Origin of the sequence: Polynucleobacter wuianus (assembly GCF_001659725.1) — a bacterium.
Classification (GTDB): Bacteria; Pseudomonadota; Gammaproteobacteria; order Burkholderiales; family Burkholderiaceae; genus Polynucleobacter; species Polynucleobacter wuianus.
On the sequence record NZ_CP015922.1, the window covers coordinates 1,469,968 to 1,488,449 of the forward strand.

The 18,482-nt window shown below is 44.8% G+C and carries 23 protein-coding genes and 1 pseudogene; 10 read left to right on the forward strand and 14 right to left on the reverse strand.

Annotated elements, in window-relative coordinates:
• The first annotated feature begins 9 nt into the window (after positions 1-9).
• From A8O14_RS07555 to A8O14_RS07570, 5 genes and pseudogenes are all read left to right on the forward strand, one after another.
• Positions 10-762, forward strand: coding sequence for a substrate-binding domain-containing protein (locus A8O14_RS07555; protein WP_145915346.1), 753 nt, complete (start codon positions 10-12; stop codon positions 760-762).
• 22 nt (positions 763-784) lie between these two features.
• Positions 785-1,873, forward strand: a complete 1,089-nt coding sequence (locus A8O14_RS07560) for an amidohydrolase family protein (protein ID WP_068948945.1) — start codon at positions 785-787, stop codon at positions 1,871-1,873.
• 212 nt (positions 1,874-2,085) lie between these two features.
• A pseudogene (locus A8O14_RS12025) lies at positions 2,086-2,256 on the forward strand (phytochelatin synthase family protein); the annotation flags it as partial.
• Between the two features lie 14 nt (positions 2,257-2,270).
• Positions 2,271-3,140 (forward strand): HpcH/HpaI aldolase/citrate lyase family protein, encoded by an 870-nt coding sequence (locus A8O14_RS07565; protein WP_068948946.1) that lies wholly within the window; start codon positions 2,271-2,273, stop codon positions 3,138-3,140.
• Between the two features lie 95 nt (positions 3,141-3,235).
• Positions 3,236-4,030, forward strand: a complete 795-nt coding sequence (locus A8O14_RS07570; RefSeq protein ID WP_068948947.1) for a bestrophin-like domain — start codon at positions 3,236-3,238, stop codon at positions 4,028-4,030.
• Here the strand turns inward: A8O14_RS07570 and A8O14_RS07575 are convergent, their stop codons facing one another.
• Complete coding sequence (locus A8O14_RS07575) at positions 4,031-4,468, reverse strand: gamma-glutamylcyclotransferase family protein (protein ID WP_068948948.1); 438 nt, start codon at positions 4,466-4,468, stop codon at positions 4,031-4,033.
• 243 nt (positions 4,469-4,711) lie between these two features.
• On the opposite strand from A8O14_RS07575, the gene A8O14_RS07580 reads away from it, so the two are divergent.
• Positions 4,712-4,930, forward strand: a complete 219-nt coding sequence (locus tag A8O14_RS07580; RefSeq protein WP_068948949.1) for a hypothetical protein — start codon at positions 4,712-4,714, stop codon at positions 4,928-4,930.
• Between the two features lie 13 nt (positions 4,931-4,943).
• Here the strand turns inward: A8O14_RS07580 and A8O14_RS07585 are convergent, their stop codons facing one another.
• The gene (locus A8O14_RS07585; protein ID WP_068948950.1) at positions 4,944-5,321 is read right to left on the reverse strand and encodes a hypothetical protein; all 378 of its coding nucleotides are present in this window, start codon (positions 5,319-5,321) and stop codon (positions 4,944-4,946) included.
• On the reverse strand, positions 5,322-5,549 hold the full coding sequence (locus A8O14_RS07590; protein WP_068948951.1) for a hypothetical protein: 228 nt from the start codon (positions 5,547-5,549) through the stop codon (positions 5,322-5,324).
• Positions 5,550-5,648: 99 nt separating this feature from the next.
• Here A8O14_RS07590 and A8O14_RS07595 point away from each other — a divergent pair, with 99 nt between their 5' ends.
• Entirely contained in the window at positions 5,649-6,314 is a 666-nt protein-coding gene (locus tag A8O14_RS07595; protein ID WP_068948952.1) for an alpha/beta hydrolase, read from the forward strand.
• Here A8O14_RS07595 and A8O14_RS07600 read toward each other — a convergent pair.
• The 4 genes from A8O14_RS07600 to pmbA form a co-directional block, all read right to left on the reverse strand.
• Positions 6,311-7,096 carry a sulfite exporter TauE/SafE family protein gene (locus tag A8O14_RS07600; protein ID WP_068948953.1) on the reverse strand — a complete coding sequence of 262 codons (786 nt, stop codon included), beginning with the start codon at positions 7,094-7,096 and terminating at the stop codon, positions 6,311-6,313. The two genes, A8O14_RS07595 and A8O14_RS07600, sit on opposite strands and share 4 nt — an antisense overlap.
• 25 nt (positions 7,097-7,121) lie before the next feature.
• Positions 7,122-8,408 (reverse strand): NRAMP family divalent metal transporter, encoded by a 1,287-nt coding sequence (locus A8O14_RS07605; protein ID WP_068948954.1) that lies wholly within the window; start codon positions 8,406-8,408, stop codon positions 7,122-7,124.
• A 104-nt stretch (positions 8,409-8,512) separates the two neighbouring features.
• On the reverse strand, positions 8,513-9,595 hold the full coding sequence (locus A8O14_RS07610) for a TRAP transporter substrate-binding protein (RefSeq protein WP_068948955.1): 1,083 nt from the start codon (positions 9,593-9,595) through the stop codon (positions 8,513-8,515).
• 64 nt (positions 9,596-9,659) lie between these two features.
• Entirely contained in the window at positions 9,660-10,961 is a 1,302-nt protein-coding gene (gene pmbA / locus A8O14_RS07615; protein ID WP_370623046.1) for a metalloprotease PmbA, read from the reverse strand.
• A 71-nt stretch (positions 10,962-11,032) separates the two neighbouring features.
• On the opposite strand from pmbA, the gene mog reads away from it, so the two are divergent.
• Positions 11,033-11,656, forward strand: a complete 624-nt coding sequence (gene mog / locus A8O14_RS07620; RefSeq protein WP_068948957.1) for a molybdopterin adenylyltransferase — start codon at positions 11,033-11,035, stop codon at positions 11,654-11,656.
• Between the two features lie 5 nt (positions 11,657-11,661).
• Here mog and orn read toward each other — a convergent pair whose 3' ends face one another.
• Positions 11,662-12,246: an oligoribonuclease gene (gene orn, locus A8O14_RS07625; RefSeq protein WP_082913140.1), complete on the reverse strand. Its 585-nt coding sequence runs from the start codon at positions 12,244-12,246 to the stop codon at positions 11,662-11,664.
• A 15-nt stretch (positions 12,247-12,261) separates the two neighbouring features.
• Here orn and A8O14_RS07630 point away from each other — a divergent pair, with 15 nt between their 5' ends.
• Positions 12,262-13,515: a M48 family metallopeptidase gene (locus A8O14_RS07630; RefSeq protein WP_068948958.1), complete on the forward strand. Its 1,254-nt coding sequence runs from the start codon at positions 12,262-12,264 to the stop codon at positions 13,513-13,515.
• A gap of 2 nt (positions 13,516-13,517) precedes the next feature.
• On the forward strand, positions 13,518-14,531 hold the full coding sequence (gene rsgA, locus A8O14_RS07635) for a ribosome small subunit-dependent GTPase A (RefSeq protein WP_068948959.1): 1,014 nt from the start codon (positions 13,518-13,520) through the stop codon (positions 14,529-14,531).
• On the opposite strand, the gene A8O14_RS07640 is transcribed toward rsgA, so the two are convergent.
• The 6 genes from A8O14_RS07640 to rpsP all read right to left on the reverse strand — a co-directional run bounded on the left by A8O14_RS07640 (position 14,476) and on the right by rpsP (position 18,444).
• On the reverse strand, positions 14,476-15,432 hold the full coding sequence (locus tag A8O14_RS07640) for a CobD/CbiB family protein (RefSeq protein WP_068948960.1): 957 nt from the start codon (positions 15,430-15,432) through the stop codon (positions 14,476-14,478). The two genes, rsgA and A8O14_RS07640, sit on opposite strands and share 56 nt — an antisense overlap.
• Positions 15,429-16,166 carry a CoA pyrophosphatase gene (locus A8O14_RS07645; RefSeq protein ID WP_068949774.1) on the reverse strand — a complete coding sequence of 246 codons (738 nt, stop codon included), beginning with the start codon at positions 16,164-16,166 and terminating at the stop codon, positions 15,429-15,431. The genes A8O14_RS07640 and A8O14_RS07645 overlap by 4 nt, the downstream gene beginning before the upstream one ends.
• Before the next feature lie 66 nt (positions 16,167-16,232).
• Entirely contained in the window at positions 16,233-16,625 is a 393-nt protein-coding gene (rplS, locus tag A8O14_RS07650; RefSeq protein WP_068948961.1) for a 50S ribosomal protein L19, read from the reverse strand.
• Between the two features lie 136 nt (positions 16,626-16,761).
• The gene (gene trmD / locus A8O14_RS07655) at positions 16,762-17,508 is read right to left on the reverse strand and encodes a tRNA (guanosine(37)-N1)-methyltransferase TrmD (RefSeq protein WP_068948962.1); all 747 of its coding nucleotides are present in this window, start codon (positions 17,506-17,508) and stop codon (positions 16,762-16,764) included.
• A 30-nt stretch (positions 17,509-17,538) separates the two neighbouring features.
• Complete coding sequence (gene rimM, locus A8O14_RS07660) at positions 17,539-18,105, reverse strand: ribosome maturation factor RimM (RefSeq protein WP_068948963.1); 567 nt, start codon at positions 18,103-18,105, stop codon at positions 17,539-17,541.
• Positions 18,106-18,198: 93 nt separating this feature from the next.
• Positions 18,199-18,444: a 30S ribosomal protein S16 gene (gene rpsP / locus A8O14_RS07665; protein ID WP_068948964.1), complete on the reverse strand. Its 246-nt coding sequence runs from the start codon at positions 18,442-18,444 to the stop codon at positions 18,199-18,201.
• Positions 18,445-18,482 lie beyond the last annotated feature (38 nt).

Below are 18,482 nucleotides of genomic sequence, written 5' to 3' on the forward strand. Positions count from 1 at the left end.
GAGCGTCATTTGAAATTTCTCATTACCCTCGCACTCTCTTTGCTACTAAGCACCCCAGCCATGGCTCAACTTGAAGTGATGATATCGGGTGGTTTTTCAGGGCCATACAAGCAAATGCTTCCTGCGTTTGAGAAGGCAACTGGCATTCAAGTTGTTACCAAGTCAGGTGCATCGCAAGGCAGTGGGCCCAAAACCATCAAAGCACAACTTGCTGCCGGCGTAACAGCAGACGTCGTGATCCTATCGCGTGAGGGCCTTGAAGAACTAATCGCCCAAAACAGGATTATTCCAAACTCAGACGTGGATTTAGCAAAGGCGCCTTTAGGATTGGCCGTGCCTACAGGGAATCCAAGGCCAGATATATCAACCACCAAAGCTTTTGCAGATGCATTGGTCAAGGCGAAAAAAATCGTTGTGCCAGGCAGCACCAGTGGAATCTACTTAATAGATGAACTATTTCCAAAGCTTGGCATTAAAAATCAACTTACAGTGCAAGTGACCGAACGAGGTTCACAAGCTACTGCGGTTTTAGCTGCGCGTGAAGCCAACATTGCCGTTCAACCCAGTAGCGAACTCGTGAATATTGCAGGCGTTGATTATGTGGGTGCCCTCCCAAGCGATATTCAGCTCATTCAGACTTTTGCAGCAGCCATCATCATGAATTCGCCTAACCAAGAGGCTGCCAAAAAGCTAATTCAATACCTCAGCTCACTAAATGCAGCAGAGCCAATCAAACATAGCGGTATGAATGCTGTTCGCTAAAACATAGATAGAAAATTCATCCATGCACAATCGTCGCTCTTTTCTGAAAACATCTGGCAAAGCTTTGGGGGGATTATTCTTTTGCGGTTGCGGCCTCTCACCTGCTGCAGACGATCAGCCAAAACGGATAACCCCAGTCTTTATTAATGGGAAACGCATTAAAACGATCGATGTTCATGCGCACTGCATGTTTCAAGATGCAATCGATTTGATGGGCGAGGATGCCAAGTCTGTGCCACCACCCACCAAGGGCGTTCCAGAGCATTTCATCAAAATCAATGAGCGCATTAAGGCCATGGAAGCTCAAGGCATTGATATGCAAGTACTCAGTATCAATCCCTATTGGTATCGTAAAGATAAAGAAACCGCCGCTGAAATCTGTCGCCTAAACAATCTCCATCTAGCTGAGTTATGCGCTCTCCGACCAGATAAGTTTGCCGCCTTTGCGTCACTCACAATGCAATATCCAGAATTGGCTGTTGAGCAACTTGAATTTGCTGTGAAACATCAAGGTCTTCGCGGTGCCGCCATTGGTGGTAGCGTTGCAGGACAAGATTTCTCTGATCCAAAATATCATCCAGTATTAGCAAAAGCTCAAGAGCTAAACGTAGCCCTCTTTATTCATCCTCAAAGTACCCCACAACTTGCTCAGCGCTTCAAGGGAAATGGCTGGATGTCTAATGTCATTGGTAACCCCTTAGATACTACGATTGCCTTACAACATCTCATCTATGAAGGTGTTTTAGATAAGTATCCGCAACTTAAGGTACTAGCGGCACATGGTGGTGGCTTCTTGGGATCCTATGCACCACGCATGGATCACAGCTGCTTTGTTTCACCACAAAATTGTGATCCAAATATCGTGCTCAAGAAAAAACCTTCCGAATACCTCAAGCAGCTTTATTTTGACTCATTAGTCTTTACCCCTGAAGCATTGGCATATTTAGTCTCGCAGGTCGGCGCAAGTCAGGTGGTGATTGGAACTGATCATCCAATACCTTGGGAAGAATTTCCGGTAGAGCGCGTAATGGCAACCAAAGGCTTGAGTAATGCCGATCGCATCGGTATCCTAGGTGGAAATGCAGCAAGGCTTTTGAACTTGAAGATCTAAATTTTAGTTACCGAAATTCAAGGGGCAACCCATTCCTTTTTTAGTACCCTTCTCACCATAGGATCAAATGTCGATAGAGGCTCGCTTTTGTAATTGAGATCAAAAGAAATTTCAGCATATTTAGAGCAAAACTCTACTGTTTATTCATATGTAGGATCAGATTTAAATTGATCTCGAGCATTAGGATCTAAACTAATCTTAGCGGTCACTTTTCACCAATAGGCACTTATGACTCAAAATCAGATTCTGCATTGATTCTAGACGTGGCTAAATTTAAATATCCTTTATTCTGGGTCAAAACTAGTGACTTACTTGCCTCCTTAAAAACGATCGATCCGGATTCTGGCAAATCAAGAGGAATTGTTCAAATTACAGTAAATTAAAAGTGTTTATAACCATGATCAATATCAGCAGACCCCGCCGTTCCGTTCTTTATATGCCTGGTGCCAATACAAGAGCATTAGAAAAAGCCAAAATACTAGCGGCAGATTCTCTGATTTTGGATCTAGAAGATGCGGTTGCACCAGATGCTAAGGTTGCTGCTAGACAAAATATTCTTGAAGCTCTGCAGACTGGCTTTGGCCATCGTGAGGCTGTTGTCAGAATCAATGGTCTCAATACGCCTTGGGGACTAGATGACTTGAAAGCATTTGCCAATAGCAAGGCGGATGCCATTGTATTACCAAAAGTAGAGTCGGCCACACAAGTGCAGGAAGTAGCAAAGGTTCTCAAAGAATCTAATGCGCGCCCCGACTTGACGATTTGGGCCATGATTGAAACACCTAAGGCCATTTTTAAACTAGAAGAAATTTCCGGATCGCACCCACTTCTAGAGGCGCTAGTTTTAGGAACATCTGATCTTGTTAAAGATCTCCATGGTAAGCATACCCCTAGTCGAGTCGAGACTCAAACCGCACTATCGCTATCGATACTGGCAGCGAGAGCCTTTGGTCTTTGTGTCTTGGATGGTGTTCACCTCTCATTAGATGATGAGGTAGGTTTAAAACAGTCTTGCATTCAAGGCAGGGATATGGGTTTTGATGGCAAGACCTTAATTCACCCAAGTCAAATTGCATTCGCCAATGAAACTTTTGGACCTTCTACCGAGGAAGTCGCTGAAGCTCAGGAACGTATTACTGCTTACGAGGCCGCCATCAAATCTGGAGCGGGCATTGCCGTTCTTAATGGTAAGTTAATCGAAGAACTCCATATCCAAGATGCTAAGCGCATTTTGGCTTTAGCAAATGCAATTCAGTCCTTTGGGTAATGCAAAAAAACTGATGTCAGGACGCCAAAATCCTTTAGCATGTCATAAGCCCCCCGCAAAAACCCTCTTAGACCTCTCAGATAAGCATTAAAACTATGGACCTGCCAGCACTCAGATATCTTCTTTTGGCCCATGACTTTGGCTTGCGCTTTGAGCTACTAGTAATTCTGTTAGTAATCTGCTTTTTGGTTTTCTGGCTGACACAAAATATTTTTCCAAGCTTTCTCTTTGGGGAAGATTCACAATATGCAGGTTATATCTATAACGCTATGGGGGTAGTCTTTAGTTTGGTATTTGCCTTTGTAACAGTATTGGCCTGGCAAAACTATAACGGTGTAAGCGATGCTATCGCTAAAGAAGCTGGCGCCCTCAATAATGTCTATCGCGTTTTGTCCGCGTTTCCGCCTGAGGTAGAGCGGAATGGGCAAGCTAAATTAAAAACTTATGTTAATACCGTAATTGAAGAAGAATGGCCACTCCTTAGCAAAGACCAGTTTAGTGTGAAAGCCTATAAGCAACTACTTGAGATAGAGCATTTAGCAATACAGATCAAACCCCAAAATATGGGGGAATCAAATGCGCATCAACAACTTTTAAGCCTGACTCTACAGGCAACTGAACTGCGTAGAAGCCGAATTTATAATGCTCACTTTTCCTTAGCACCACCCGCATGGATAGGGCTTATCAGCAGTCTTATGGTTTTTCTAGTTTTCTCTTGCCTATTCCAGATGAAATCAAAACGCATCCACGTTTTGCTAATTTTCTTTCTGAGCTCAACCGTTGTTGGAATTTTATATTTCTTAGTTCTATTTATTCATCCATTTCTTGGGCCAATGGCAATCGGCCCAGAGCCCTTCATTAATCTATTGAAACTCTCCTGGATATACTAATTAGCGCCGTATATCTTCATTTTTCCTACGTATCAAAATTTGGTTTTCATTAATAAAGTTACCAGACTCAATCTTTTTAAGATTATCGATATCTAGGTTGTAGATATAGACCCAGGCCTTCACTATTTCTACCTCGAAATGTACTGGCTCGAGAGATCTGATGTATTCATGCGGCTTAGGGCTTCTTGGAGCACACTCCTCATATTCATCCAAAGATATAAGTAATGTTTCTGGATCATTGAGTTTCCAGATTTCACCTAAGACATGCTCACTCCCATTAGTAGATCTAACTGCTCCTGGATAGTTCCTCACCAGATAAAGCGCGCCCTGCCATTTTGCGGACCCGAGTAATTGAGCATTCTGATGCAGATTATTTGCATTGGGATTGCACGCATCAGACTTTAATGTGCCGTAGACAAAGAGATAAGGGGAGGTCATAACTGGATATTGAGGGTCGCAATTTAAATATAGCCCTGTGACATCAAAATTCTGGTTAAAAGTTATACATAAAATGCACTAGATAGGTGCGCAAATCAATCAATCACTCTTTGGAGCTGCCACGAAAAGCAGTTTGGGCACTCTTTTGAGCGCCCCCACATGAACACACCCAATTGGTGCATCTCATTTTCCAAATTGTGCAAGATCTTAATTGCTACTAATTAATGGAACTTAAGATACAGCATGCGTATCAAAATTACAAAAAGTCTAGTACTAAACGCCCAAATTCATAATACGGAGACGGTTCCTGCGGCCTTATTTCCCGAAGGCGAATATCTTGCCAACCTTACTCCGGATGGCAAGATTGAAGTCATCAACACCAAATCGATTAAGGCCCTATTTTCTTTTTCCCAATTTAGAGAAAAAGTCTCGCAAGGAGACTTTGTAGTTGTAGAAGCTTAGGGTCAAAGTTGAACTAATGATCTAAATCCAAGCTTTGCACGAGACTGGCAAGCTTAATTACTGATTCAAAAGCATTCGTATTGCATGCCTCCACATCTAAATTCTCCCAGTTAAATTCTAGAGAGAAATGTGCCGACTCTATGATTAACTCATAGCTTGAGGAGGCCTTGCTATTTGAGTTTGCCGTGAGCTCTTCTGTAACAGGCACTTTCAGAACTTCAATTGCATCCAATAAGATTTGTGTCTCTGCAGAAGAAAGTTCTCTGCTATGCAATACATCATCTGTTCTTTTCACCGAAATTTTGGAGACCCCATCGATCGTTACTTCATACTGATTGAGTCCCAGATCAAACCAAACTGTTAATTCAATCGCAATTGGATAAGTTTTCATTTAATCGACCTCGTCAGCATGGGGTTCATCGAAATGCTCATTATGGGGTTTTAGTTTGGCTTCCAACTGAACCCATTTACTTTGTTGTTTGCGGTAAGTGCAATCCTCAGCATGGTTTTCTAGCAAGCCAAAAATCACTGTAGTAGGAATCTTGCAATACATACATCGATAGGCATGCTGGTGCTCTTCAATTTTTTCCTGAGGATAATCAATATAGAACGGCTTCACCCAACACCTCCGACGGTAGCGAGAACTCTTTCAGATATATTACACCCCATTAGAATAGGTTTTAATTAATCGTCATCACATTAGGAGCACTGAAATCTTATGTTGCCATGCATCGAAATTGAGACCTCTCCCAATCCAAGCACTTCAATCATCTGGTTGCATGGCCTTGGGGCAGATGGCAATGATTTTGTGCCTATCGTCCCCGAACTGCACCTAGAGGGTTGTCCCGGAATTCGATTTGTATTTCCAAGCGCGCCAAGTATGCCGGTTACGGTAAATGGTGGATACGTGATGCCAGCTTGGTATGACATCGTTGGCAGAAATTTGATGGATCAAGAAGATGCCGCAGGTATTCATCGATCAGCAGCCTCGATTGTTCAGTTAATTGAAAAGGAGGCAAGTCGAGGAATCGCTTATGAAAACATTGTTCTGGCTGGCTTCTCTCAAGGTTGTGCAATGGCTCTTCAGATTGGACTTCGCTTTCCCCATAAGCTTGCCGGCATCATGGCCCTTTCTGGATATCTTCCACTAGCGATGTCCCTGAACACCGAAAAGCATCCTGCCAATCAACACACGCCAATCTTTATGGCGCATGGTATATATGATGCGGTGGTTGTGCCTGAACGTGCCGAAGCTTCTTATGCTCTATTAGAAAAAATGGGCTATTCAGTCTCTTGGAATGAATACCCCATGGAGCACTCTGTCAATCGTGAGGAGCTCATGGATATCTCGCGCTTTTTACAAAGCGTATTGATTAAAACCTAGATCAAGCCATCTATTACGAGCTTAACGCCAGCTATCAGCAAGAAGAAACGCACCGTTCGGTAGTACCATTTCATTGAAATTCGCTTGGCTAAGTAGAAGCCCAAGTAAACACCAATAGGTACACAAGGCAAGAGCAATACTGAGGTAGCTAGCTGCTGAAAGTTTAGAAGATCTAGGTAAGCATACGGCGCAATTTTTCCAAAATTGATCACCGTGAAGAAAACTCCAAGAGTCGATGTATAGACCATTGGTAGTAATTTTTCTCTCAACATAAATAGAGTGATCGGTGGGCCGCCAATATGGGCAACAAAAGAGGTGAAGCCTGTGGTCATCCCCATAAATCTGCCCAACCAAGGATAAGGTTTAGCGTCTCGCGCATCAAAGTGAGACATGGCCAGATTCTGGACTAAGAAGAGTAAGGTAAAGATACCGATTGAGAGGCTAAGTGTCTTGGGTGTGATCGATTTAAAGAAAATAACTCCCAAACCCATACCAATCATTGCAGGTGGGATCACTAATTTTAAGATCCGCCAATTGGCATTACGAATAAAACGCTGCAGTCCTACCAAATCAATGGCAATCAATAAGGGCAAAAGAATTGCCAGAGCCTCACCAACACTCACTTGACTAGCCATTAATGGAAGTGAGAGCGTACCTAAGCCAGCCCCAAAGCCACTCTTAGAGATACCCACCACCACAACGCTGGCGATGGCAGTAAGAAAGAATGCAAAAGTATGTGTATGAAAAGATTGAATTAATGGGATGATAAGCGAATCAGGCATCCAGCGATCTTACCAAGATAGTGGCTTACTGAGCCACAAACATATAGAGTGCAGCAATTGCCATAAAGATAGTTGCAAGCCAACCAAAAATTTTCATACTCCAGCTTGCTACGTGAGGCCCCATAACTGAGACCTTGCAAGAAAGCACCATAATGGCCACCATCAAAGGCACCGCCACAACCCCATTAAGCACCGCACTCCAAAATAAGGCCTTCATAGGGCTAATGGGTGAGTACTGAATTGCCAAAGCTCCGAGAACACTTAACGCGATGATTAAATAAAACTTACTAGCCTGCCTAGCGCTGTCCTCAAGGCTAGAACGCCAACCAAATACTTCGGATAGAGCATAGGCCGCAGAACCCGCCAAGATCGGCACACCCATTAGGCCAACACCTAGAATTCCTAGTGCAAATAATAGAAATGCAAATTCACCTGCAAGCGGCCTTAGAGCTGCTGCAGCCTCTGCAGCAGTATTAATGTCTCGAATTCCAGCAGCATGCAAAGTCACGGCAGTCGCCAAAATAATGCAATACGCCGCCACATTGGAATACAGCATGCCGCTCCAAGTATCCCAAGAAATTCTGCGTAATTCAGAATGAATTTCTTTATCACCTTCTTCACCATGATCATTTAGCAAACTAGACTCATGTCGTAGATTCATGTCCTCAACCTCTTGAGAAGCTTGCCAGAAGAATAAATAAGGACTGATTGTTGTTCCAAAGACACCCACAACGACTGCCGCAGCATCTGCATTAAAAGTGATCTGCGGAAAAAATGTACTCCAAATAACATCACCCCATGGGACATGCACTGTAAATAAAACAGCACCATATGCCAGCAAAGATAACGAAAGCCACTTTAAGAAAAATACGTAGTGACGATAGGGAATCAATATTTGCAAAACTAGTGTGAGCAGAACAAATACACCTGTCATGATGTGCCAATTAATGCCGGTAACTAGCTGAGCAACCTCGCCCATTGCCGCGATATCTGCAGCTATATTTAAAACATTCGCAAGCAACAAAATAGAAACTAATCCAATCAAAACAGCAGGAGGAAATGCGAGCTTCATATTGGCAGAGAGTCCTCTACCGGTAACTCTACCGATACGCGCACATAAAACTTGAATAGTGGACATTAATGGATAGGCAAATGGCATGGTCCACAGCATATTGAAACCAAATTGCGCGCCAGCTTGAGAATAGGTCACAATCCCACTTGGATCATCATCTGCAACACCTGTCACTAAACCAGGCCCCACTCTAGACAAAGGATGTTGCTTAATGCGCGTCCAAATAGCAGAGAGATTCACGATGCTTGCAATTGAGTTTTAACCATTACTGTAGTGTAGTGTGTTGTGGCACTAAAAAGAAAAAGGGCTCCATAGAGCCCTTGATGTTGAGGCGTACTGACTGCTTAAAGCTTTTTAGCAAAGCTGTATTGAGCAAATGCCTGCTCAGCAACACCAAACCACTGTGCCTCCATGTTCCTAAATACGCGATAGTCATCAAAAATCTTCTTAAACTGAGGATTCTTAGCGGATTCTTCTGCATAAGTTTCTTGGCTAGCTTTAAAGCAGGCATCCATGATGGAGGTATTGAACTTGCGAAGAACGGCACCATTTTGCAAGAGACGTTGCAATGCTGGTGGATTGAGTGCATCGTATTTTGCGCACATATCAGTATGCGCCTCAAAACAAGCTGCCTCCCAGGCTGCTTGATATGAAGGTGGCAAAGAATCCCACTGTTTTTTATTTACCAAGAATGAGAGGCCTGCAGCACCTTCCCAGAATGCAGGGTAATAGTAGTTCTTGGCCACCTTGGCCAAGCCCAACTTTTCATCATCATATGGACCTACGAATTCAGCAGCATCAATAGTGCCTTTTTCCAAAGCAGAATAAATTTCCCCTGCAGGCAATTGCTGCGGCACTACACCCAACTTTGCCAATACTTGGCCTGCAAATCCAGCGATACGGAATTTCAGACCTTTTAAATCTTCTGGAGATTTAATTTCTTTACGAAACCAGCCGCCCATCTGGGTACCAGTTTGACCGCCTAAGAAATTCACAATGTTGTAACTTGCATAAAGTTCACGCATTAACTTCATACCATTGCCATGCAACATCCAGGCTGATTGTTGACGAGCAGTCATGCCAAATGGAGCTGCAGTATCAAAAATGAACGCGCTATTTTTTCCGAGGTAGTAATAACTTGCTGTGTGACCACACTCCACAGTGCCATTTTGTACCGCATCTAAGACCTGTAACGCTGGAACCACCTCGCCCGCAGCAAATACTTTGACGTTGAACTTTCCGTCAGTAGCTTTGCGCAAGGAATTCGCAAAGACTTCGGGGGTACCATAAAGGGTATCCAAGGATTTTGGGAAACTAGAAACCAAGCGCCAGTTGAGTGTTGGCAAACTTTGTGCAAGTGCTGGCGCGCCCAGAGCAGCAACTCCAGCGCCTACGGTAGCCTTCTTAAGAAATGAACGTCTTTGCATCACCATCTCCTTCGGTATTTTTATAGATGTTTATTAATTTTCTATTTAAATTCTATAGCGAGACTTATTTTCCGCCAACTGTCATGGAGCCAATCAGAATGGAACCGGTTTCCTTGGTGCCCCTAATTAAGGAATCACTTCCAATCAGCTCAATATCCAAGAGCATATCGCGCAAGTTACCAGCAATCGTTACCTCTTCGACTGGATATTGAATCTCACCGTTCTCAACCCAGTAACCAAATGCACCACGAGAGTAATCCCCTGTTACATAATTCACGCCCTGCCCCATCAACTCAGTCACTAGTAAACCGGTACCCATTTCTTTTAGTAAAGCAGGTAAACCGCCCTTAGGGGTCTTTTTACTTTTGAGAGTCAAGTGATGTGATCCGCCAGCGTTACCAGTAGTCTTCATGCCCAACTTACGCGCAGAATAGGTTGAGAGAAAATAGCCCTCCAAAATTCCTTTATCAACGACGGTACGCGCACTTGTCTTGACGCCTTCTTCATCGAAGGGTGCACTTCCCGTCATTGCTTTGAGATGAGGATCCTCAAACAAGCTGACATGTTTAGGTAAGACTTGCTTTCCCAAACTATCAAGCAGGAAGCTTGAGCGGCGATAGAGAGCCCCTCCCGAAACGGCTTGCACTAAACCGCCTAATAGGCCTGCAGCTAAGGGAGCTTCAAAGATGACAGGGCAACGACGCGTGGTGAGTGATCTGGCCTTTAGCCTAGACAAGGCACGCTGGGCAGCGTACCGACCAATTGCCGCAGGATCCGCTAACTCTGAAGGTATGCGTGAGCTGGAATACCAATCATCTCTTTGCATGTGCGATTTTTTTCCACCTTGACTGGCAATCGGTGCACAAGAAATATAGTGACGAGAAAATGGATAGCCACCCATGAAACCATGCGAGGTCCCCATCATGAAATGCGCATGATGTGCAGATACAGAAGCACCATCGCTGTTCTGAATTTGCTTGCTGACTGAAAAAGCAGCGCCTTCTGCAACACGCGCAATCTCTACAGCACGGGCGGCATCAATATCCCACGGATGAAACAAATCAAGATCTAATGGATTTTTTTCTAACAACTCTGCTTCAGCAGGGCCAGCACAATTATCTTCCGCAGTATGTTGAGCAATGTGATACGCAGCATCAACAGTAGCTTTCAATGACGCTTTAGAAAAATCACTTGTACTGGCGTTGCCGCGATGGTGCCCCAAAAATACGGTTACCCCAACCTGCTTATCTAGGCTTTGCTCAATGGTTTCGACCTCGCCCTTACGGACCGTTACCGAGAGACCTTGGCCCTCAGATATTTCCGCAACCGCATCAGAGGCACCCCTTCTTTTGGCCTCTTTGAGCATGAAATGGATAATTTCTTGAAACTGGCTGGATGAATATGTAAACATGCCCTAATAATAGCTAGAATAGAAATATGAAGCATACCGAAGCCCTGAAACGGAAGACCCCAAATGAGGTCAAAATTGGCCTCATCTCGGTCTCAGACCGTGCCAGCAAAGGCATCTACCAAGATGAAGGCATTCCCGCCCTACAAGCATGGCTGATGAAAACGATTAGCAATGATTGCACCTTCCATGAACGTCTGATTGCCGACGAATCCGAAATCATCACCGAAACCATCGTTGAATTAGTAGATGAGCTTGGCTGTGACTTAGTTCTCACTACAGGTGGTACAGGCCCCTCTAGGCGCGATGTTACCCCTGAGGCAACTCTAGAAGCTGGAACCCGAGAAATGCCTGGCTTTGGCGAGCAAATGCGTCAAATTAGTCTGAAATTTGTACCCACAGCGATTTTGTCTAGACAAACAGCTGTTCTTCGTGAAATTGAAGGGCATGCTGCTCTAGTCATCAATCTACCCGGACAACCAAAAGCAATTGCCGAAACCCTTGAGGGCTTGAAAGATGAAAATGGCAAATCCATTGTTCCTGGGATCTTTGCCGCCGTACCTTACTGCATCGATCTGATTGGTGGCCCTTACATCGAGACCAATGAAGAAATCATCAAGGCCTTTAGACCCAAGAGCGCAATCAAGAAATAAATTCTTTAGGGTAGCGGAACGATAAATTTATCGCGGTAGTACTTTAGTTCTTCAATCGACTCTTCAATATCAGCTAAAGCGGTGTGGGCCTGTTTTTTGGTAAAGCCCTTTACCAACTCCGGATGCCAACGCTTACATAACTCCTTGAGAGTAGAGACATCTACATTTCGATAATGAAAGTAAGCCTCTAACTTTGGCATGTACTTGGCCATGAAACGACGATCTTGTCCGATCGTATTGCCGCACATCGGTGCAATGCCAGGTTTAATATATTTCTTTAAGAAAGCAATACATTCTGCCTCCACTGCCGCCTCATCCATGGTGGATGCCTTGACCTTGTCGATTAATCCCGATCGGCCATGGGTACCCTTATTCCAAGCATCCATTGCATCTAAAAGCACATCATCTTGATGGACCACCCAAACCGGTGCGGTAGCAATAGTGTTTAGGTAAGCGTCCGTCACAATAATAGCGATTTCGAGGATGCGCTCGGTTTCTGGATCTAAGCCAGACATCTCCATATCGACCCAAATCAGGTGCTCATTGGCCGGTGCCATCTTTGCCGCTGCAGTATTCGTTTGTTCGCTCATATCTATAATGATCTCATGACATTCACAATTGTTTTCCTAATTGCTTTTATCGCCAGTTTTGGCCTACGCCATTGGCTTTCCCAACGTCAAATTCGCCATGTTGCCGAGCATCGTGACGCAGTCCCAGCAGAATTCGCTGAAAAGGTAACCTTGGCCGAACATCAAAAAGCCGCTGACTATACGATTGCTAAATTGCGCCTGGCTATTTTAGAAAACGGGGTTAGCGCCATCATTTTAATTGCCTTCACTTTATTGGGAGGTCTGGAGATTCTCAATATCGCTCTACTGCAATTGCTTGGAGAAGGAATTACTCAGCAGATCGCCCTGTTAGCATCGATTGCTCTTATTTCTGGGGTGATTGATCTGCCCTTTTCTTGGTACAAACAGTTTTACCTTGAAGAGCGCTTTGGCTTTAATCGCATGGGTAAGAAATTATTTTTTACCGATTTACTTAAGGGTGTTGCTCTGGGCACAGCGATTGGTCTGCCATTACTCTGGGTCATTCTCACACTAATGCTCAAGGCAGGGGATCTGTGGTGGCTCTGGGCATGGGCAGTGCTTTCCGTATTTAGTCTCTTGATGCAATGGATTTTTCCTACCTTCATCGCACCACTATTTAATAAGTTCCAAGCCCTAGAAGATGGTCCACTAAAAACCCAGATAGAGGCATTACTAACGCGCTGTGATTTTGCAAGCCAAGGTTTATTTGTCATGGACGGAAGTAAGCGCAGTGCTCATGGCAATGCATTCTTTGCTGGCATGGGAAAAGCGAAGCGCATCGTGTTTTTTGACACACTGATTGAGAAACTCAATCCTGGTGAAGTAGAGGCTGTTCTTGCTCATGAACTAGGTCACTTCAAGTGCAAACATATTCGCAAGCGACTGATTGTTTCTTTTGCTTTGAGCTTTGCAATGTTTGCCTTACTAGGCTGGATCAGTACACAAGTATGGTTCTACACTGATCTAGGCGTGATGCCCAACCTCAATGGCTACAACGGTGGCTTAGCTCTGGCGCTATTCATGCTGGTCTCGCCCGTCTTTAGTTTCTTCCTCACCCCTTTAGGAAGCCTAGCCTCGCGCAAACATGAATACGAGGCTGATGGTTTTGCAGCTGAAAAATCCTCCGCAAAAGATCTCATCTCTGCGTTAGTCAAGCTCTACCAAGATAATGCTTCAACTCTGACGCCCGATCCGATCTATACCGCTTTTTATAGCTCGCATCCCCCTGCTCCATTACGTATTGCTAACTTGCATCGCTTTAGCTCTTAAACATGGAACAATTTCGCGCGCTACTGACTGCTTCCTATGGAAGACACTATTTAGCTCAGCGTCTTGCAGCAGATACACTTGGTAATGAATCCCCAAGTGGTCCATTAATTCAAGTGAGTACACCTGCAAAGCAACATATAGGCGCAGTAGGTGATCGCATGTTACTCGAAATGACTTCTGTTGATCAAGCACGCATTATCGAAATTGAGCCGCGTGAGAATATTCTCTATCGCTCTGATGCCTTCAAGAGCAAGATCATTGCATCGAATGTGGATCAAATTTTAGTAGTACTAGCAACGCAACCCGCCTTCTCACCTGACCTACTGGGCAGGGCAGTTGTTGCTGCTGAAGCCAATCAAATTGGTTTACATATTCTGCTCAACAAGTGTGACCTCAAAGATAACTTAGAGCATGCGCGCAAAATCATTGAGCCCTATGCACGTATGGGCTATCCAGTCAGCGAGGTGTCCGCTAAATTTGACAGCGCTTCCATTGATGCGCTTCGCCCTGCAATTGCTGGCAAAGTATCTGTCTTCGTTGGCCAATCAGGCATGGGTAAATCTAGTTTATTGAATGCTTGGGTACCTAACGCAGCCGCGCTCACTCAGGAATACTCTGTGCGATTAGATACTGGCAAGCACACTACGACTGCTTGCCGCTATTTTGAATTACCAGAAGCTTGGGGTAGAAATGAATCTGGCAAATTGGGCGCATTGATTGATTCACCAGGATTTCAGGAGTTTGGCTTAGCGCATATGTCTGTGAGTGAGTTGCAGCATGCCTTTAGAGAATTTAAAGACTTGCTTGGCAAATGCCGCTTTCATAACTGCGCCCATCAGTCTGAGCCCGATTGCGCAGTTCGTGATGCCGTAGACAGAAATGAAATAGCGCCAGAAAGACTGGCGCTATTTAGGCAGCTACGTTCTGACTCGAAAACAGCTGATACGCAAATTCAGGGAATTAGCCAAGCCAAAGAGCGATGGTCAGCATTAGCAACAAAGCCATCCAAGCGATAACTAAACGCCATACTAAGCCAACTGCAGAGCGCATCGTACGCTCAGTAGGCTCAAGACCTACCTCATAAACCAGGGGTTCACCAGCTTCAGCCATCCGCAAAGCTTCATCACTATCAGGCTCACTCAAAGGCTCACCCAAGCGAACGCCTAGTGCGCCACTACCTGCCGCAAGAATCACGGCAGACAAGGAGTCAGTCCATTTTTGTGTGAGATAGCGCCATGCGTATACCGCACCCTCAAAATTGCCAACGATTGCAAAGCCCATCGCGGTAATGCGTGATGGAATCCAATCAAGCACATAAAAGAAATGACGCGCAGCTTCACTTAGGTTGTAGTCACGCTCAGACCAACGCTGTGCTGCGATGTCAGCCAAACGATAGAGCACAACACCAGCGGGACCCATTGGCATCATGAACCAGAACAAGACGCCAAACACATGGCGATGAGAGCCTATGATGGCACGCTCTAGCGCTAATGAAATGACTTCAGTCTCAGATAAATCCGAAGTATCTAATTCGGGGCCATACCATTCGCCCAAGGCAGCGCGCGCCGCTGGTAAGTCATGCGCTTCAATCGCTTCATGCACCAAGGTAAAGGAATGGCTGAACTGGCGAAAACCGAAGAACAAATAAGCAATAACAATGTTCCACAAGAAACCAAGAATAGGATAGGTCACCATACATGTGACGTACACCATGAACACCAAGAAAGTTGGCAAGACAAATGCGACTAAGCAGGCCATGCGAGCGCCAACTGGACTCGCACCTTCCTCAGACTTACCACCGAATTCACCGGCGACCCAATCTAACCAACGGGCACTCATACGTGCAATCCAATGGTTAGCAGTTACTGGGCGGTATTGCTCAGCAATGAGGGCGAAGAGAATAGAAAAGAAAGTCATACTTTTAATAAATGATATAGGTTACGTAACATTCCCGCAGTAGCACCCCAAATAAAGCGGTTCTCATAAGGCATTGAATAAAAACGGCGACCACCTTGCTCACTTTGCCACAATCTGATCTGGTGATTGGCAGGATCTAGCAAAAACTTCAGCGGCACCTCAAAAACATCCGCCACCTCGAACTCATCTAAGACATATTCTGCCTGAGGATTCACTAATCCTACTACTGGTATGACGCTATAGCCAGAAACTGTTAAATACTCTGGTAGATAGCCAATAATCTCCACCTGCCCTGGATCAAGACCAATCTCCTCTTGGCTTTCCCTTAAAGCGGTGTCATCGGGGCTTCGATCTTCTGGATCCATCCGTCCGCCAGGAAAACTAATCTGCCCTGCGTGATCTCGCAAATGATTAGTTCTTTGCGTGAGCAATACGGAAAGACCATCTTCTTTAAGTAATAAGGGGATTAATACTGCTGCACGCGTCACCTTACCCGCAGCTTGACGTCTCGCAATGATATCGGCAGCAATGACATGGCGATTCTCATCGGTAATCTCTGGTTGCCATTCAGGCGGATATTGCAATCGCAACTTCAAAGCCTGTGGCTCTAGAAGTTCTGGAGAAACCTTCTTGTCATTAATACATACCTCATGAATTGGAACGGCTTCCGCATTAAATCCTGGTGGCGCAGCGACATTGATTGCGTCTTCTTCAGGTTTTGAGGTCTTGGGCATAGTCATAATTCTAAGGCAACAAAAAAGGCGACCGAGGCCGCCTTTCTGTTTGCCTCAAAGCAGTAATTATTCAGCAGCAACTGCTGTTGGTTTAACGCGTGCTTGAAGCTTTTCTTTAATACGTGCTGACTTACCAGAACGGTCGCGCAAGTAGTACAACTTCGCACGACGCACATCACCGCGACGCTTCACTTCAACGCTAGCGATCAATGGTGAGTAGGTTTGGAAAGTACGCTCAACGCCTTCACCAGAAGAAATTTTACGCACGATAAAGCTGGAATTGAGTCCGCGATTACGTTTAGCAATCACAACGCCTTCAAAGGCCTGGGTACGCTTACGTGTACCTTCAACAACGTTTACGCTAACAACTACTGTGTCACCAGGCGCAAAGCTTGGCAATACTTTGTTAGCACTTAAGCGAGCAATTTCTTCTTGCTCAATTTTTGCAATTAAATTCATTTTTAATCCTTAAACATCGTATTAGCGTTTAATCCCGAGATATAAATCAGCGGACCTAATAGAGGATGCAGTTAAAACAATTTCACTAAACCAAAAAACCAAACCTTTAAATCACTACTGAGGAAACTAAAAGTATTCACAGCGAGCGAAGAAATTGTTCATCTTCTCGGGTTAGTAACCCATTGGCTCTGGCCGAATCAATTAAATCTGGCCTTAACCTGAACGTCAGCTCTAAAGACTTCTGCCGACGCCAATCCGCTATTTTAGCGTGATGTCCGCCTAAAAGCACGTCCGGCACCGATAAATTTTCATAAATTTCGGGTCTGGTGTAGTGCGGATAGTCCAAAAGATCGTTCATAAAGCTATCCTGAGTGGCAGATTCGCCATCTCCAAGCGCACCTGGGATCAACCTAATAACTGCATCCATCATGGCCATAGCGGGGATTTCACCCCCAGAAAGCACAAAATCGCCTATAGATAGCTGTAAATCGACGTTTCGATCAACAAAACGTTGATCAACCGCCTCATATCGACCACAAACAAAGGTTAAATTGCCTAAATTAAGGATATCGGAGGCTATTTTTTGAGAAAACCGCTCCCCTTGAGGTGCCAGAAGGCAAACTGGACCAGACTTCACCCCGGCAGCCTGATGCGCTGCTTTAATCCCTGTAATGGTGTCCTCAAGGGGTTTAGCCATCATCACCATGCCTGGGCCACCACCATAAGCGCGGTCATCTACCGTCTTGCGAGGATCAGAACAAAAATCTCGGGGATTCCATAAATGGACGCTAGCTAAAGACTGCTCGCATGCGCGACCTGTCACACCCCACTGCGTGAGCGCAGAGAACATTTCTGGAAATAAGGTCACAACATCAAAGCGCATATGTTTATGTCTTGAGTTTTTGCTTAGGGCTTATTGCCAATCTAATTGCCAATCCAGCGTAATCGCTTTATTGGGTAAGTCCACGTTTTGCACCACTTCTTTCACAAAGGGCACGAGATACTTAATTTCTTTATTGGCAGCATCGCCAATAGCAATAACGCCATGTGCACCATTTTCAGTGACATCAAGCACTTCGCCAAGAGCCTCATTTTGTAAATTGATTGCTTGGCAACCAATCAAATCTACCCAGTAATAAGAATCACTTTCCGCTTTTGGAAAAGCATCACGCGCCACCAGAATGCGAGCGCCCTTCAGCGCCAGAGCTTGATCGCGATCAGTGATGCCATCTAATGCAACGACCACATTGCCACTATGCATCTTGGCACTTTTCACTTTGTATTGCGTCAATGAAGCTTGCTCTACAGACACAGAAACGCCAGCATCCCTTCGCGGGATCAGAGAAAGCCAAACTGTTTTAGAGGAAAGAAGTGCTACAGGGTCAGATGAGTGAGGTCTAACTTTCACTTGCCCTTGCAAACCTTGCGCTTCAGAAATAGCGCCAAGTTCAATCAAATCATTCAGGGAAGGTGTACTCATTTGTAAGTCACCTTATTTTCCCAAAATAAAACTACCAATCAATTTCATCACTAAATGCTTCACCGAACAGATGAGGCATTTAGTAACAGAATATTAAGCAGCAGGATTGTTCTTAATTAAACGAACAACAGTCGGAGATACTTGCGCACCAACGCCAGTCCAATAAGTCAAACGATCTTGAGCGATGCGCATAGCTTGCTCAGATTCAGCTGCTTGTGGATTGAAGTAACCAATACGCTCGATAAAGTTCGAGTCACGACGGTTGCGTTTATCAGTAGCAACGATGCTGTAAAAAGGGCGCTTCTTAGAACCGCCGCGTGCCAGTCGAATGACGACCATACTTATTCCTTAAAATCTAAAAATGAAAACAGGTTGAT